Source organism: Enterobacter sp. 04-C-12-SI-ECC, assembly GCF_047530715.1.
Taxonomy (GTDB): Bacteria; Pseudomonadota; Gammaproteobacteria; order Enterobacterales; family Enterobacteriaceae; genus Enterobacter; species Enterobacter bugandensis.
Window position 1 is genome coordinate 84,469 of record NZ_JBLKDI010000020.1, and the last position, 15,598, is coordinate 100,066.

Here is a 15,598-nt window from a genome sequence, read left to right on the forward strand (position 1 = left end):
CGCACGTTCGTCACAACGCGTTTTAACGCCCCCTTTCGCTGCCAAGACTTCCGATTGTGTTTACCGTGCATTCATTAGACATGCTTTACACTTTCGCTTTACAGTTTACGCCGTGACCTTAGCGACACTTCCGTATCCCTGGTTTAGAACATTCGTTAAAGTGGTGTTAAGCTCTGCCCGCAACACAATAAGGAAGTACAAGAATGTCTAATATTCACACTTTTTATGAGTTTTCTGAACTTGAACCCGGCGTGAAAACCATCGATCAGCTTCTTGCCGCCATTGCTTCAGAATCCGTTACGGCTTATGTGTTCGGGGGAGAGCTTGTCCGGTTCGTTAAGGGCCTGCTGAAGATGAAGCCGGTCATTCAGCTGAAGAATTGCCGCTTTGCGTTTGATAACGGCACTCGCTTCGTTGAAATTGACGGCAGAGGAAATGTCAAAGAGTTCGAGCCGGGCAAGGTTCCGGCCTGGTTCCAGTCTCCCGGTGAGTTTGCCCGCGGCCAGTGGCTGGTCAACCATGATTTTGCGGACCTGATGACGCCGGAATTTATCCGCGCGTTTATCGAACGCTTCCCGGACGTAAGCAAACGACGCGAACACGCGAACCTGCTGTTCGATCTGCAGCTCAATAAGCTGGCGTCCGCGCAGCCCGCGGCGAAAAAGACAGGTAACGTTCAGGGCAAAACGACCAAACCCAAAGTCACCGATCTGCAGTCTTTCGAACTCTTCAGCCAGTTTTATGCGCGTATGAAAACGGCAGTCTGTGCAGACCAGTTCCCGACGCTGCAAATTCTGACGGGACACGACGCCGTCAACGACGCGCCCACCTCTCTGAAGGGCGCGGTTCGCACCTGGTTCAAAGGGATCACCGGTCAGCTTCCGCCGAACAACAAGCGCGTGGGCGCGGGCAATGCGGAGCTGTTCTGCGCGCCGATCCGCGAGCAGCTGCGCCAGGTCGAAGAGATTGGGCTGGAGACCTTCTATCACGGCCTGTCGAAAGCCATCGCCGATGCGGGTGACGATGCGCTGATCGCTGACTTTACCTACAGCTACCACTAACGCTCTGCCCCGCCCGTCGGACGGGGCGAATTTTAGCCCATTAGCCGATATACTTACGAATAGCAAACACGCGCTTTTTCTCATCAAAGCATGCAAAACAGGAGGTTTTTATGCTCATCGTTGTTCCCGTCCTTATATTCGTTGCGCTGGTTATCGTGGGCGCAGGTGTCAAAATTGTCCCTCAGGGTTACCAGTGGACCGTCGAGCGCTTCGGCCGCTATACCAACACGCTGCAGCCCGGCCTGAGCCTGATTGTTCCGTTCATGGACCGGATTGGCCGCAAGATCAACATGATGGAGCAGGTGCTGGATATCCCCTCTCAGGAAGTGATCTCCAAAGATAACGCCAACGTTACCATTGATGCCGTCTGCTTTATTCAGGTGATTGATGCGCCGAAAGCGGCCTATGAGGTGAGCAACCTGGAGCTGGCGATCGTCAACCTGACGATGACCAACATCCGTACCGTGCTCGGCTCGATGGAGCTGGACGAAATGCTCTCCCAGCGCGACAGCATCAATACCCGCCTGCTGCACATTGTTGACGAGGCAACGAACCCGTGGGGGATCAAAGTCACCCGTATTGAGATCCGCGACGTGCGCCCACCAGCAGAGCTGATCGCCTCCATGAACGCGCAGATGAAGGCCGAGCGTACCAAGCGTGCCTATATTCTGGAAGCCGAAGGGGTCCGTCAGGCGGAGATCCTCAAAGCGGAAGGGGAAAAACAGTCGCAGATCCTGAAAGCCGAAGGCGACCGTCAGTCCGCGTTCTTACAGGCGGAAGCGCGTGAACGTTCCGCAGAAGCGGAAGCCCGTGCGACACAGATGGTCTCCGAGGCGATTGCCGCCGGAGATATCCAGGCCGTGAACTACTTCGTGGCGCAAAAATATACCGATGCGCTGAAAGAGATCGGCTCCGCGAACAACAGCAAAGTGGTGATGATGCCCCTGGACGCCAGCAGCCTGATGGGCTCTATCGCGGGGATCGCCGAACTGATCAAAGACAGCGGAAACGAGCGTAAAAAATGATTGAGCTCATCGTTGCACATCCTCATGCCTTCTGGCTAAGCCTCGGTGGCTTATTGCTGGCGGCGGAGATGCTTGGCGGCAACGGCTACCTGCTCTGGAGCGGTGTTGCCGCTGTCATTACGGGCCTGCTGGTCTGGATCCTTCCTCTGGGCTGGGCGTGGCAGGGCGCGCTGTTTGCCGTGCTGACGCTGGTTGCCGCCTGGCTGTGGTGGCGCTGGCTTAACCGTCAGGTCAAAGAGCAGAAACCGCTGGACGCGCATCTTAACCAGCGCGGACAGCAAATTGTCGGCAAGCGCTTTACGCTCGACGCCGCGCTGGTGAACGGGCGCGGGCACATGCGCGTGGGCGACAGCTCGTGGCCGGTGGTGGCCGACGACGACCTCAGTGCCGGAACGCAGGTTGAGGTCATTGCGGTGGAAGGGATTACGCTGCGGGTAAAAGCCTGCTAGACGTGGGTTTTGCGATGGCAGCAGCCGGCAAGATTATCAATAATCGGGCAGTCGGCGCTGTCATCACCCGGGCAGGATTCCGCCAGCTGCAGCAGCTGTTCGCGCATCGCCTGTAGCTCGATAATGTGGCGCTCGATCTCCGCCACTTTTTCCAGCGTGCGTTTTTTCACGTCCGCGCTGTGGCGCTTCGGATCGTTAAACAGGTTAACCAGCTCGCCGCACTCTTCCAGGTTAAACCCCACCTGTCTTGCCTGGCGCAGCAGCGTCAGTTCATCGAGATGCAGCTGCGTGTAGCTGCGGTAGCCGTTTTCACTGCGCAGCGGTGGCGTTACCAGCCCCTTCTCTTCATAAAAGCGGATCGCCTTGCTGGTTAAGCCGGTTTTTTTTGCCACGTCACTGATATTCACATTTCCCCCTTGACCTTCCCCTTGATGGAAGGTTTAACCTTCATAACAGTTAGCGAAAAGCGTTACTCCGGTCAACAACTGACCAATATATTATACGGGAGTTTTGTTATGTCTCACACTATCGACCTGACGCTGGACGGCCTCTCCTGCGGCCACTGCGTCAAACGCGTTAAAGAAAGCCTGGAACAGCGTCCTGACGTTGAAAGCGCTGAAGTGACTATCGACCATGCCGCCGTGACCGGCAGCGCCAGCGCGGACGCGCTGATTGATACCATTAAACAGGCCGGTTATGGGGCGGAGTTAAGCCACCCAAAGGCTAACCCGCTGGCAGAGTCATCATCCCCGTCGGAAGCACTGACAGCGGCCACTCCTGAGCTTCCGGCAGCGGATGATATTGATGACAGCCAACAGCTGCTGATCAACGGCATGAGCTGCGCCAGCTGCGTCTCCCGCGTGCAGAACGCCCTGCAGGCGGTACCGGGCGTCGCACAGGCACGGGTCAACCTTGCGGAGCGTACTGCGCTGGTGATGGGCAGTGCCTCCGCCGCAGATTTAGTGCAGGCCGTGGAAAAAGCGGGCTACGGGGCGGAGGCTATCGAAGATGATGCCGAGCGCCGCGAACGCCAGCAGGAAACGGCTATTGCCACCATGAAGCGCTTCCGCTGGCAGGCGATCGTCGCCCTGCTGGTCGGTATTCCGGTGATGGTGTGGGGCATGATGGGTGACAACATGATGGTCACCGCAGACAACCGCACGCTGTGGCTGGTGATTGGTTTAATTACCCTTGCGGTCATGGTCTTTGCAGGTGGGCATTTTTATACCAGCGCCTGGAAGAGCCTGAAAAACCGCACGGCGACGATGGATACGCTGGTTGCGCTCGGTACCGGCGCGGCGTGGCTTTACTCCATGAGCGTGAACGTCTGGCCCCAGTGGTTCCCGATGGAAGCCCGCCATCTCTATTATGAAGCCAGCGCCATGATTATCGGCCTGATTAACCTGGGCCACATGCTGGAAGCGCGCGCCCGTCAGCGCTCCTCGAAAGCGCTGGAACGCTTGCTCGATTTAACCCCGCCGACGGCCCGCGTGGTCACGGACGATGGGGAAAAAAGCGTCCCGCTGGCGGAGGTACAGCCGGGCATGACGCTGCGCCTGACCACCGGCGACCGGGTGCCCGTCGACGGTGAAATCACCCAGGGCGACGCCTGGCTGGATGAAGCGATGTTGACCGGGGAGCCGATCCCCCAACAAAAATCACAGGGCGATGCGGTTCATGCCGGTACGGTAGTGCAGGACGGCAGCGTGCTGTTCCGCGCCAGTGCCGTCGGTAGCCACACCACGCTGTCGCGTATTATCCGCATGGTCCGCCAGGCCCAGAGCAGCAAGCCGGAGATTGGCCAGCTTGCTGACAAAATCTCGGCCATTTTTGTGCCGGTAGTGGTCGGCATTGCTCTGCTGAGCGCGGCAATCTGGTATTTCTTCGGCCCGGCACCGCAGATTGTCTACACCCTGGTCATCGCCACTACGGTGCTGATCATCGCCTGTCCGTGCGCTCTTGGCCTGGCGACGCCGATGTCAATTATCTCCGGCGTGGGCCGTGCCGCCGAGTTTGGCGTGCTGGTCCGTGATGCGGATGCCCTGCAGCGGGCAAGCACCCTGGATACGATTGTCTTTGATAAAACCGGCACGCTGACCGAGGGCAAACCGCAGGTAGTGGCCGTGAGCACCGCTGGCATTGCGCAAGAGGACGCGCTGCGCCTTGCCGCCGCGCTGGAGCAGGGTTCCAGCCACCCGCTGGCCCGCGCCATTCTCGATAAGGCGAATGCTTCTGCCCTGCCGCAGGTCAGCAATTTCCGTACCCTGCGCGGGCTTGGCGTCAGCGGTGAAGCCGACGGCCACGCGCTGCTGCTGGGTAACCAGGCATTGCTGAATGAAAACGGTGTTGATACGTCCGCGCTGGAAGAAGAGCTGAAAGCACAGGCGTCTCGGGGCGCCACCCCGGTTCTGCTGGCGGTGGATGGCAAAGCCGCCGCGCTGCTGGCCGTGCGCGATCCGCTTCGCCAGGACAGCGTGGATGCCTTACAGCGCCTGCACCGCGCGGGCTATCGCCTGGTGATGCTGACCGGGGATAACCCGGCCACCGCCAACGCCATCGCGAAAGAGGCCGGTATTGATGAGGTGATTGCGGGCGTGTTGCCGGACGGCAAAGCGGACGCCATCAAGAACCTGCAAAGTCAGGGTCGCCAGGTGGCGATGGTGGGCGACGGCATCAACGACGCCCCGGCGCTGGCCCAGGCGGACGTAGGGATAGCCATGGGGGGCGGGAGCGATGTCGCCATCGAAACCGCGGCCATCACGCTGATGCGCCACAGCCTGATGGGCGTTGCCGACGCCCTGGCCATTTCGAAAGCTACGTTGCGCAACATGAAGCAGAACCTGCTGGGAGCGTTCGTCTATAACTCGCTCGGTATTCCGGTTGCTGCCGGCATTTTATGGCCGCTGACCGGCACCCTACTGAACCCGGTGGTTGCGGGTGCGGCGATGGCACTCTCCTCCATTACCGTGGTGAGCAACGCCAACCGTCTGCTGCGGTTTAAACCGAAGGATTGAACCTTGTTCTCGTACGCGCTAGCATGACCCTTTCCGGTCATGGAGCGCGTATGAGTCTGTTTAATCGTATAAAAGCATCGTTTCGCGCCCTCTTTCCCCGCCGCTATGCCTGGCCCGGCCTGGATATCTCGCTTCCCGGCGGGCAACACCTGCACCTGGTCGGCAGCATCCATATGGGCACGCAGGGAATGTCTCCTCTGCCATCCGGTCTGATAAAACGCCTGAAGCGCGCCGACGCGCTGGTCGTCGAGGCGGACATTTCCGGCCACGAGTCGCCGTTTGCCGGGCTTGAAAGCGATCTCCCGCTGGCGGAGCGCCTGAACGACGACCAGCTCGCGGAGCTGAGGCGCGTGGCGGCAGAAACCGGCGTGTCGCTCTCCATGATTGACAACCTGCCGCTGTGGCAAATTGCGATGGTGCTGCAGGCCACGCAGGCGCAGCGTCTGGGCCTGCGCGGTGACTACGGCATTGATTACCAGCTGCTGAACGTGGCGCGGGCGCGCCGTATGCCCATCATCGAGCTGGAAGGGACGGACAGCCAGATTGCGCTCCTGCGCCAGCTTCCTGACGACGGTCTGATGCTGCTGGATGATACCCTGACCCACTGGCACACCAACGCGCGTCTGCTGCAAACCATGATTGGCTGGTGGCTGGATGCGCCGCCCGCGGACGGTAAGCTGGCGCTACCGTCGACGTTCAGTGAATCGCTTTATGATGTGCTGATGAATGCGCGCAACAAAGCCTGGCGAGAGACGCTGCATGCTTTACCTGCGGGGCAGTACGTGGTCGCGGTCGGGGCGCTGCATTTATACGGCGAAGGGAATTTGCCGTCGCTGTTGAAATAAAAAAATGGCCAATATCTCTATTGGCCCGTCAAAGAGGAATTTCATCGTTTTTATTATACCGAAGTGACCTTCGGCTGAGCCGATTGTCGCTCAAAGTGACCATCACTGCCAACACTATTGCGCAAGATGGTGCTATTTTTTAGACAAACGTCAGGCGTATGCTGGCTGCATGAATTGTCTGTCGTAAGAAGGATAGCTATGACTCCCGCCGTTAAATTACTCGAAAAAAACAATATTTCTTTCCGGATCCATACCTACGATCACGATCCGAACGAAACCAACTTTGGTGATGAAGTGGTGCGCAAGCTGGGGCTGAACGCTGACCAGGTCTATAAAACGCTGCTGGTGGCGGTGAATGGCGATATGAAGCATCTCGCCGTGGCGGTAACGCCCGTTGCCGGACAGCTCGATCTCAAAAAGGTAGCGAAAGCGCTGGGGGCGAAAAAGGTGGATATGGCGGACCCGATGGTTGCGCAACGCACCACGGGCTATCTGGTGGGCGGGATCAGCCCGCTCGGACAGAAAAAACGGCTGCCGACGCTGATCGATGCGCCTTCGCAGGAATTTGAGACGATCTATATTTCGGGCGGTAAACGCGGGCTGGATATTGAACTGGCCGCGTGCGATCTGGCGAAAATGCTGGACGCGAAGTTTGCGGATATTGCCCGCCGGGAGTAAAAAAAGCCGGGTGGCGGCTACGAGGTAAAAGCAAAACGGTAACAGGCGTTACCGTTTTTTGTGTTCACGCCCTCTCCCGGTGGGAGAGGGTTGGAGTGAGGGCATCAGGCCGCACAACACTACTGCCAGCTCACCTCACCTTTCGGCTCATAGGCATTCACGTCAATCGGCGAGTTCTGCTCGATGTACTGCTTCAGCACTTCCGCATCAATAAAACCGGTGTTTACGTAGCCCGGTTTATTATCGATGTGCGGATAGCCGTCGCCGCCGGTGGCGTTAAAGCTTAACGTCGCCAGACGGTAGGTTTTCGCAGGGTCTACCGGCTCGCCTTTGATTTTCAGATCGTTGAGCTTGCCGTCCTTCGCCACAAAGCTGACGTTGGCAAACTGCGGATAGGCACCCGAGTCCGGCTTCATCTGCGCCACGGCGGTCAGGTAGTCAACGACCTCTTTCCCGCTCATATCCGCATACACCACCACGTTGCCGAACGGCTGCACCTTCAGCACGTCTTTATAGGTGATGTTTCCGCCTTCGATGGAGTCACGAATGCCGCCGCCGCTCATCACGCCGAAGTCCGCATTCGTGCGCGCCATCTGCGCCGCCAGCACCAGATGGCCCATGTTGGTCTGCACGAAGCGGACTTTACTGCGGTCCCCTTCCAGACGACCGTTCAGCGTGCCGATTTTCACGTCCAGCTGCGCCTTGCCTTTGTTCTGGAACGGCGTCAGCAGGGAGAGCATCTGCTGGTTTTCAGCAATCTCTGGCGTGTAAAGTACGCGCTCGCTTTTCCCGTCCGGGTAGGTGACTTTCTTCTTCAGGTTCACCGGGATAAGCTGATAGCGCACCAGCTTCATCTCACCGTTACGAAACTCAAAGTCCGCCCGACCCACGTATTTACCCCACTCGTGGGCCTGCACAATCCAGATCCCGTTCTGACGATCTGGCGCACACGGCGTGCCCGGCACGTAGTCCACCTGCTTTTTGTTCTCCGACGCCATGCACACCGGATCCTGCGAGTGACCGCCCACAATCATCGCCAGCGAGCCCGCTGGCAGGCTGCGCGCCATCTCCACGTCGCCGGGCGCATTGGAGCCGTGCTCGCCGTTATCGTAGTGTCCCATGTGGGTAGTGGCGATAATCACGTCCGGCTTTTCGTTCTGCTGCAGTTCCTGAATCACCAGCTTCGCTTCGTCCGCCGGTTTACGGAATTCGATATCGGTAAAGAACTCGGGGTTGCCGATTTTCGCCGTATCGTCGGTGGTTAAGCCGATGACCGCGATCTTCAGATCCTGACGCTTAAACAGCGCCCAGGGCTTAAACAGGCGCTCGCCGGTGCTTTTCTGGTAAATATTGGCGGAGAGAAATGGGAATTTGGCCCATTTCTCCTGCTGGCGCAGCACGCTCAGCGGATTGTCAAACTCGTGGTTGCCGACGGCCATCGCGTCGTAACCGATTAAATTCATGCCGCGGAAATCGGGTTCAGCATCCTGTAAATCCGATTCCGGCACGCCGGTATTAATATCCCCGCCCGACAGCAGCAACACGCTGCCGCCCTGGGCCGCCACCTCTTTGCGAATGCCGTCCACCAGCGTTTTTTGCGCCGACAGACCATACTCGCCGTATTCACTGCGCCAGAAATGACCGTGATGATCGTTGGTATGCAGGATGGTGATTTTATAGGTTTTATCTTTTTCATACGCCTGCGCGGGCAGGCTTGCCAGGCCCCATGCGGCAATAAGCGCCAGCGCGACGCCCCGCTTCATTAACTTCATCTTCTCTCTCCCTGACCAATAGACAAAGGCAAAAATTACAGTGACTAACAAGAATAGACAAATAAGTTTTCAGAATTGCGACTTTCTTCAAATGTCACGGACGAGTATGTTAGTCGGATAATAATTACTCCCTGCATCTCTAATAACAAATTGACGTGGTATTTATGGCAATCAGTGAATCAACCCAGCCCGCTCCGGGCGCGCCGGCGTCGCGCACCTCTTTTAAAGTTTTAGGCGCAATCAGCCTCTCGCACCTGCTCAACGACATGATCCAGTCGTTGATTCTGGCGATATACCCGCTGCTGCAGTCCGAATTTTCGTTAACCTTCGTACAGATCGGGATGATCACCCTGACCTTCCAGCTGGCCTCGTCGCTGCTGCAGCCGGTGGTGGGCTACTGGACGGATAAATACCCGATGCCGTGGTCGCTGCCGATAGGCATGTGCTTTACCTTAAGCGGGCTGGTGCTGCTGGCCATGGCAGGCAGTTTTGAAGCGGTTCTGCTCGCCGCCGCGCTGGTGGGAACCGGCTCGTCCGTCTTCCATCCGGAGTCCTCACGCGTGGCGCGTATGGCCTCCGGTGGCCGTCACGGGCTGGCGCAGTCACTCTTCCAGGTAGGGGGCAACTTCGGTAGCTCCCTCGGCCCGCTGCTGGCGGCGGTGATTATCGCCCCGTATGGCAAAGGCAATGTGGCCTGGTTTGTGCTGGCCGCCCTGCTCGCCATTGTCGTGCTGGCACAGATCAGCCGCTGGTACGCCGCCCAGCATCGCGTGAACAAAGGAAAACCTAAAGCGAAGGTTATCAATCCCCTGCCTCGTAATAAGGTCATTCTTGCGGTCTCCGTGCTGCTGGTGCTGATTTTCTCGAAATACTTCTATATGGCGAGCATCAGCAGCTATTACACCTTTTATCTGATGCAAAAATTCGGATTATCGGTACAAAACGCGCAGTTTCACCTGTTTGCTTTCCTCTTCGCGGTGGCCGCAGGAACGGTCATTGGCGGGCCGGTGGGGGATAAAATTGGCCGTAAATATGTCATTTGGGGCTCTATCCTCGGGGTGGCGCCGTTTACCCTTATTTTGCCGTACGCAAGCCTGGAATGGACCGGGATTTTAACCGTGATAATCGGTTTTATCCTCGCCTCCGCGTTTTCCGCCATCCTGGTCTATGCTCAGGAGCTGCTGCCGGGTCGTATTGGTATGGTTTCCGGGCTCTTTTTCGGTTTCGCCTTTGGGATGGGCGGCCTTGGCGCAGCCGTATTAGGGATGGTTGCGGATCACACCAGCATCTTCCTGGTTTACAAAATCTGCGCTTTCCTGCCGCTTCTTGGGATGTTGACCATATTCCTGCCTGATAACCGCCACAAAGCGTAAATTACGGGCAGCCAAAGTTTGACTTTGGCTGCCTGACAGCCTGATGCCATAAGGGTTTCTTCTTTCTCCTCTTGCGTAATTTATCAAAATGCGCTTTTTTACGCGCGTATTGCTGTTTTATTCAAACTTCAACAATTATTCATAAACATAAGGGTAAAAATTGTCATAAACTATTACCTGGCTTTTTGGTATTCACGCCAAAAATGGAACACTCACCACGAAAGGAGACGGAATGCACCACGCCACACCGCTTATTACCACCATTGTTGGTGGACTTGTGCTCGCTTTTATCCTTGGCATGATTGCCAATAAGCTGCGTATTTCTCCTCTTGTCGGCTATCTGCTGGCAGGTGTGCTGGCGGGACCGTTTACGCCAGGTTTTGTTGCGGATACCAAACTGGCTCCTGAACTGGCGGAATTGGGCGTGATTCTGCTGATGTTTGGCGTCGGTCTGCATTTTTCGCTGAAGGACCTGATGGCGGTAAAGTCGATCGCCATACCCGGAGCGATCGCCCAGATAGGGGTGGCGACGCTGCTGGGCATGGCGCTTTCGGCAGTGCTGGGCTGGTCGCTGATGACCGGCATCGTCTTTGGGCTGTGCCTCTCCACCGCCAGTACCGTGGTGCTGCTGCGCGCGCTTGAAGAGAGGCAGTTGATAGACAGCCAGCGCGGGCAAATCGCGATTGGCTGGCTGATTGTAGAAGATCTGGTCATGGTCCTGACGCTGGTACTGCTGCCCGCCGTCGCCGGGATGATGGAAAAAGACAACGTCGGCTTCGCCTCACTGGCGCTGGATATGAGCATCACCATCGGTAAGGTGGTGGCCTTTATCGCCATCATGATGCTGGTGGGCCGCCGTCTGGTGCCGTGGATCATGTCCCGCAGCGCGGCGACCGGCTCCCGGGAGCTGTTTACCCTCTCCGTCCTTGCGCTGGCGCTGGGCATCGCCTTCGGTGCCGTTGAGCTGTTTGATGTCTCCTTTGCCCTGGGGGCGTTCTTCGCCGGGATGGTGCTGAACGAATCCGAGCTGAGCCACCGTGCGGCGCACGACACGCTGCCGCTGCGCGATGCGTTTGCCGTGCTGTTCTTCGTCTCCGTCGGGATGCTGTTCGACCCGCTGGTGCTGATCCAGCAGCCGCTGGCCGTGCTGGGCACGCTGGCGATCATTATTTTTGGTAAGTCGCTCGCGGCTTTCTTCCTGGTGCGAATGTTCGGCCACTCCCCGCGCACGGCGCTGACCATTGCCGCCAGCCTGGCGCAGATCGGTGAGTTCGCCTTTATTCTGGCCGGTCTGGGCATGGCCCTGAACCTGCTGCCGCAGGCGGGGCAAAATCTGGTGCTGGCAGGGGCAATCCTCTCCATCATGCTAAACCCGGTATTGTTTGCCTTGCTGGAAAAATACCTCGAGAAGACCGAAACCCTCGAAGAGCAGACGCTGGAAGAGGCAACGGAAGAAGAGAAGCAGATCCCGGTGGATATTTGTAATCACGCCCTGCTGGTGGGCTTTGGCCGCGTCGGCAGCCTGCTCGGCGAGAAGCTGATGGCGCAGGGCATTCCGCTGGTGGTGATTGAGACGTCACGCACCCGCGTGGATGAGCTTCGCGAGCGCGGGATTCGTGCGGTGCTGGGCAATGCGGCGAACGAAGAGATCATGGAGCTGGCGCATCTGGACTGTGCCCGCTGGCTGCTGCTGACCATTCCAAACGGTTATGAAGCGGGTGAGATTGTGGCCTCCGCGCGTGAGAAGTGCCCCGGTATTGAGATCATTGCCCGAGCGCACTATGACGACGAGGTAGAGTACATCACCGAGCGCGGTGCGAATCAGGTGGTGATGGGGGAGCGTGAGATTGCGAACACCATGCTGACGCTGCTGACGAAGCCGCCAGTTGAAGAGGCGGTTACGGGGTAGGTTTGCTGCGGCCTGATGCCCTCACCCTGGCCCTCTCCCACAGGGAGAGGGAACAAATACTAAAAACGGCAACCGCAGGTTGCCGTTTTGCTTTTACCTGTCCCAGTACGCCTCTTCGAGGCTGTCTTCTCGTTCCGGCAGACCGCGCGTTAAGCGCGGCGAATGCTGGTTCAGCACCTGATAGCTCACGCGGTTCGCGTACTTGCACACCTGCGCCAGCGACGAATAGGTCAGCCAGCTGAACTTGTGCTTGCTGGAGTTCGGCACGTTAGTTTTGTGATAGGCGTTCGCGGTAATGTCATGCAGCAGCGCGGCCAGCGCGCCGTCGCCCGCGCCGTTAGTGTTCATGATCTTCTCCGGCCCGCCCATATACGGCGCAATGTGGGAGTAGATACGCAGCGGATTCACGCAGTCTTTGTGGCGCATGCCGCGGCTGAACTCGTACTGGTTGAACTCCGCAATCGCCCCCGGCAGCAGCGGGTGCTGGGTTTTGCGCTTGCTCTCTTCTTCCGTGAACCCCGCCATATACAGCCCAACCGGACCCGCGGTGCAGAGCACCAGATCCACCCAGTCCAGCGCTTTGTCGGACGCCAGCAGCGGATCGCTTTCACCGGTCAGCGCCTCGGCCTCTTCTTCGTTCATCGCCAGAATCGAGACGTGCTCTTTCAGGAAGGTCTGCCACCACTCCGGGTTATCGGCAATCACGAATTTGGTGCCCAGCGTCAGAACGACGGGCACGTCGTACTTTTTCGCGTACTCAATCGCCTTCATGGTCGCTTCCGGCATCGGCTCGCCCGGCTTGCAGCGCACCAGGTAGGAGGTCAGCACCAGCGCAGACGCGCCCGCGATCACCTCTTCGGGAATGCTTTCCGCGCGCAGCTTGTTCATGTGGCCCGGGCTGATGGCAAAGGTACGCTCGCCGGATTCGCCGATCAGCGTAAAGCAGCGGCCAATCGGCCCGTCTACGCCCTGGAGATAGTTAAGATCGGTGCGGCTGGAGGTGTTGCACAGGTAGCGGTAGGCGTAGCCACCGATTTCGATATTGCTGCACATCACGCCGAGCAGCACCGAGCGGTCATCTGCCAGCACCGAGTAGTTGTGCATGGTGTTGCCGATGGTGCCGCCAGCGAACTGATGGGTAATCAGATTTTCGCGCACCAGCTCCTGATACAGCGCTTCGGCAACGTCGTCCTCAATCACCAGCGAGTGACCGGCGCTCAGACCGTAACGGGCGACAAACTCATCATCCACTTTCGCTTCAATGTCCACCAGCGTCTGGTCGATACCGACAACCCAGGCCGCGCTGGTTTCATTTTCAGGCTGGATTTGCTGCAGGAGCGGATCGCGGGCATCGACGGGAAAGTAGTGTTTGGATTTGCGTTTACCGGGAAATTTCATGGTCTGAACTGTACGAAGAATATGGGCCGGGAATGGTAGCACAAACCCGGCCCGGAGTGCGATCAGCGGCTGTTCGTCACCAGCGAGACCATCATGTCGATATGCTCAGGTGAGTCGTTAAGCGCCGGAATGTACTCATACTTTTCGCCGCCGGCCTCAAGGAAAAATTCCCGGTTTTGCACCGCGATCTCCTCCAGCGTTTCAAGGCAGTCCGCCGAGAAGCCCGGCGACATCACCTGAATGTGCTTCACGCCCTTCTCGCCGAGCATTTTGAGGGTTTCATCGGTGTACGGCGTCAGCCACGGCTCGCGGCCAAAGCGCGACTGGAAGGTCATCATCACCTTCTCCGGCGGCAGGCCAAGGGCGGAGACCAGCTCGCGGGTGGTATCGCGGCAGCGCTGGGGGTAATCATCCCCTTCATTGGCGAAACGCTGCGGAATACCGTGATAGGAGAGCAGCAGCAGATCCGGTTCGCCGTGCTTTTCAAACGATGCTCGGGCGCTGTTGGCAAGCGCCTTAATGTAGAGATCGTTATCCGCATAATCGCGAATAAAGGTCACGCCCGGAATGCGGCGGCGGGTTGCCAGAATGCGGGCAAGCTCGTCCCAGACGGCGGCCACCGTCGAGCAGGAGTACTGCGGATACAAGGCCAGCACGACGATATGATCCACGCCCTGTGCCAGCAGCGCATCGACGGCGCTTTCCAGCGAAGGTTTACCGTAGCTCATGCCGAGTGCGACGGGCATATCCGGCAGACGGGCGGCCAGCGCTTTTTCCTGACGACGGCTGTACACCATCAGCGGCGAGCCCTCTTCCATCCAGACGGACTGATAAAGTTTGGCGACGCGCGGAGAGCGAATCGGCAGAATGACGCCACGCAGCAGCGGCCACCACAGCAGTCTCGGAAAATCCACGACGCGCGTGTCGCTTAAAAATTGTCGCAGGTAGCGTTTTACCGCCGCTGGAGTGGGTGCTTCTGGGGTGCCCAGATTGGCAAGCAGGATGCCGGTTTTCGCCTGACTCATTCACGCCTCTTAACCATTTGATAGGTTGTCAATTGTAGCGGAAATGCGTTTAAACGAAACCCATTGCTGTAATAGGTAAGATGAGAATATTTCTCACCCGGGAGCCCGGGTGAGAGGCGCGCGATTAGCCGAGGATTTTTTCCAGCTCTGCACGTACGTCAGCCACGGCTTTGGTGCCGTCAACTTTGGCGTATTTGGTGTTACCCGCCTGCGCTTCTTTGGTGTAGTAGCCAATCAGCGGCGCGGTCATCTGATGGTATTCCACCAGGCGTTTACGCACGGTCTCTTCCTGATCGTCTTTACGGGTGGTCAGCTCTTCGCCGGTCACGTCGTCTTTGCCTTCAACCTTAGGCGGGTTGAATTTGATGTGGTAAACGCGGCCAGAGGCAGCGTGTACGCGACGGCCAACGATACGGTCAACGATCAGCTCGTCCGGTACGTCGAACTCCAGCACGTAGTCCACGTTGATGCCCGCTTCTTTCATGGCGTCAGCCTGAGGAATAGTGCGCGGGAAGCCGTCCAGCAGGAAACCGTTACGGCAGTCTTCCTGCGCAATGCGCTCTTTAACCAGCGCGATAACCAGCTCGTCGGTTACCAGCTTGCCTGCGTCCATGATGTCTTTCGCTTGTTTACCCAGCTCGGAGCCAGATTTTACAGCGGCGCGCAGCATGTCACCGGTGGAGATTTGCGGAATACCGTATTTCTCCATGATGAACTGAGCCTGAGTTCCTTTACCCGCGCCCGGAGCGCCAAGCAGAATAATACGCATTGCGAAAATCCCCTCAAATGTCGTTTCAATTTTTCAAAAGCGCTAAACAATACCACCAGAACGGGCGTGGCTCAAGGAAGGCGGGAAGGCTGAAACGGTTAATGGGGGGAGATAATTTGGGAGAGTGCGGTCTGGTGCCCTCACCCCGGCCCTCTCCCACTGTACAGTCCGGGGACATGGTAGACAGGTGTTCGGGGACATGGTGAACACTTTTTAACATCCTTTACCCATGGTGATCGACTTTTTCTTCAGGTCGATCACCCCCACTTTCGTGCTGTAC

The 15,598-nt window shown here is 57.8% G+C and carries 14 protein-coding genes; 8 read left to right on the top strand and 6 right to left on the bottom strand.

Annotation, left to right across the window (positions count from 1 at the left end):
* Positions 1-203: 203 nt before the first annotated feature.
* From ACMWL8_RS20830 to ACMWL8_RS20840, 3 genes are all read left to right on the top strand, one after another.
* Positions 204-1,061 carry a hypothetical protein gene (locus ACMWL8_RS20830; protein WP_045260702.1) on the top strand — a complete coding sequence of 286 codons (858 nt, stop codon included), beginning with the start codon at positions 204-206 and terminating at the stop codon, positions 1,059-1,061.
* 110 nt (positions 1,062-1,171) lie between these two features.
* Positions 1,172-2,086, top strand: a complete 915-nt coding sequence (locus ACMWL8_RS20835) for an SPFH domain-containing protein (protein ID WP_008499312.1) — start codon at positions 1,172-1,174, stop codon at positions 2,084-2,086.
* On the top strand, positions 2,083-2,535 hold the full coding sequence (locus ACMWL8_RS20840) for an NfeD family protein (RefSeq protein ID WP_028012207.1): 453 nt from the start codon (positions 2,083-2,085) through the stop codon (positions 2,533-2,535). The genes ACMWL8_RS20835 and ACMWL8_RS20840 overlap by 4 nt, the downstream gene beginning before the upstream one ends.
* Here ACMWL8_RS20840 and cueR read toward each other — a convergent pair.
* Positions 2,532-2,942: a Cu(I)-responsive transcriptional regulator gene (gene cueR, locus ACMWL8_RS20845; protein WP_028012206.1), complete on the bottom strand. Its 411-nt coding sequence runs from the start codon at positions 2,940-2,942 to the stop codon at positions 2,532-2,534. The genes ACMWL8_RS20840 and cueR overlap by 4 nt on opposite strands.
* A 108-nt stretch (positions 2,943-3,050) precedes the next feature.
* On the opposite strand from cueR, the gene copA reads away from it, so the two are divergent.
* From copA to ybaK, 3 genes are all read left to right on the top strand, one after another.
* Entirely contained in the window at positions 3,051-5,549 is a 2,499-nt protein-coding gene (gene copA, locus ACMWL8_RS20850; protein WP_045260701.1) for a copper-exporting P-type ATPase CopA, read from the top strand.
* 50 nt (positions 5,550-5,599) lie between these two features.
* Positions 5,600-6,394, top strand: coding sequence for a TraB/GumN family protein (locus tag ACMWL8_RS20855; protein WP_045260700.1), 795 nt, complete (start codon positions 5,600-5,602; stop codon positions 6,392-6,394).
* A gap of 198 nt (positions 6,395-6,592) precedes the next feature.
* A complete protein-coding gene (ybaK, locus tag ACMWL8_RS20860) occupies positions 6,593-7,072 on the top strand; it encodes a Cys-tRNA(Pro)/Cys-tRNA(Cys) deacylase YbaK (protein WP_045260699.1) in 480 nt (159 codons plus the stop codon).
* A 119-nt stretch (positions 7,073-7,191) separates the two neighbouring features.
* On the opposite strand, the gene ushA is transcribed toward ybaK, so the two are convergent.
* A complete protein-coding gene (ushA, locus tag ACMWL8_RS20865) occupies positions 7,192-8,844 on the bottom strand; it encodes a bifunctional UDP-sugar hydrolase/5'-nucleotidase UshA (protein ID WP_045260698.1) in 1,653 nt (550 codons plus the stop codon).
* A 164-nt stretch (positions 8,845-9,008) separates the two neighbouring features.
* Here ushA and ACMWL8_RS20870 point away from each other — a divergent pair, with 164 nt between their 5' ends.
* Both ACMWL8_RS20870 and ybaL read left to right on the top strand, forming a co-directional pair.
* Positions 9,009-10,217 carry an MFS transporter gene (locus ACMWL8_RS20870; protein WP_028012201.1) on the top strand — a complete coding sequence of 403 codons (1,209 nt, stop codon included), beginning with the start codon at positions 9,009-9,011 and terminating at the stop codon, positions 10,215-10,217.
* Between the two features lie 232 nt (positions 10,218-10,449).
* Positions 10,450-12,126 (top strand): YbaL family putative K(+) efflux transporter, encoded by a 1,677-nt coding sequence (gene ybaL / locus ACMWL8_RS20875; protein ID WP_045260697.1) that lies wholly within the window; start codon positions 10,450-10,452, stop codon positions 12,124-12,126.
* A 93-nt stretch (positions 12,127-12,219) separates the two neighbouring features.
* Here ybaL and ACMWL8_RS20880 read toward each other — a convergent pair whose 3' ends face one another.
* The 4 genes from ACMWL8_RS20880 to ACMWL8_RS20895 form a co-directional block, all read right to left on the bottom strand.
* A complete protein-coding gene (locus tag ACMWL8_RS20880; protein ID WP_045260696.1) occupies positions 12,220-13,524 on the bottom strand; it encodes an inosine/guanosine kinase in 1,305 nt (434 codons plus the stop codon).
* Positions 13,525-13,586: 62 nt separating this feature from the next.
* Positions 13,587-14,549, bottom strand: a complete 963-nt coding sequence (hemH, locus tag ACMWL8_RS20885) for a ferrochelatase (RefSeq protein ID WP_045260695.1) — start codon at positions 14,547-14,549, stop codon at positions 13,587-13,589.
* Between the two features lie 124 nt (positions 14,550-14,673).
* Positions 14,674-15,318 (bottom strand): adenylate kinase, encoded by a 645-nt coding sequence (adk, locus tag ACMWL8_RS20890; protein ID WP_006809841.1) that lies wholly within the window; start codon positions 15,316-15,318, stop codon positions 14,674-14,676.
* A 213-nt stretch (positions 15,319-15,531) separates the two neighbouring features.
* On the bottom strand, positions 15,532-15,598 hold a 67-nt coding region (locus tag ACMWL8_RS20895), incomplete at its 5' end, for a hypothetical protein (protein ID WP_240516136.1).

Bases quoted from the DNA above. Each gene is read 5' to 3' on its own strand.
- ACMWL8_RS20830 (WP_045260702.1), top strand. From the start codon at position 204: ATGTCTAATATTCACACTTTTTATGAGTTTTCTGAACTTGAACCCGGC.
- ACMWL8_RS20835 (WP_008499312.1), top strand. From the start codon at position 1,172: ATGCTCATCGTTGTTCCCGTCCTTATATTCGTTGCGCTGGTTATCGTG.
- ACMWL8_RS20840 (WP_028012207.1), top strand. From the start codon at position 2,083: ATGATTGAGCTCATCGTTGCACATCCTCATGCCTTCTGGCTAAGCCTC.
- copA (WP_045260701.1), top strand. From the start codon at position 3,051: ATGTCTCACACTATCGACCTGACGCTGGACGGCCTCTCCTGCGGCCAC.
- ACMWL8_RS20855 (WP_045260700.1), top strand. From the start codon at position 5,600: ATGAGTCTGTTTAATCGTATAAAAGCATCGTTTCGCGCCCTCTTTCCC.
- ybaK (WP_045260699.1), top strand. From the start codon at position 6,593: ATGACTCCCGCCGTTAAATTACTCGAAAAAAACAATATTTCTTTCCGG.
- ushA (WP_045260698.1), bottom strand. From the start codon at position 8,844: ATGAAGTTAATGAAGCGGGGCGTCGCGCTGGCGCTTATTGCCGCATGG.
- ACMWL8_RS20870 (WP_028012201.1), top strand. From the start codon at position 9,009: ATGGCAATCAGTGAATCAACCCAGCCCGCTCCGGGCGCGCCGGCGTCG.
- ybaL (WP_045260697.1), top strand. From the start codon at position 10,450: ATGCACCACGCCACACCGCTTATTACCACCATTGTTGGTGGACTTGTG.
- ACMWL8_RS20880 (WP_045260696.1), bottom strand. From the start codon at position 13,524: ATGAAATTTCCCGGTAAACGCAAATCCAAACACTACTTTCCCGTCGAT.
- hemH (WP_045260695.1), bottom strand. From the start codon at position 14,549: ATGAGTCAGGCGAAAACCGGCATCCTGCTTGCCAATCTGGGCACCCCA.
- adk (WP_006809841.1), bottom strand. From the start codon at position 15,318: ATGCGTATTATTCTGCTTGGCGCTCCGGGCGCGGGTAAAGGAACTCAG.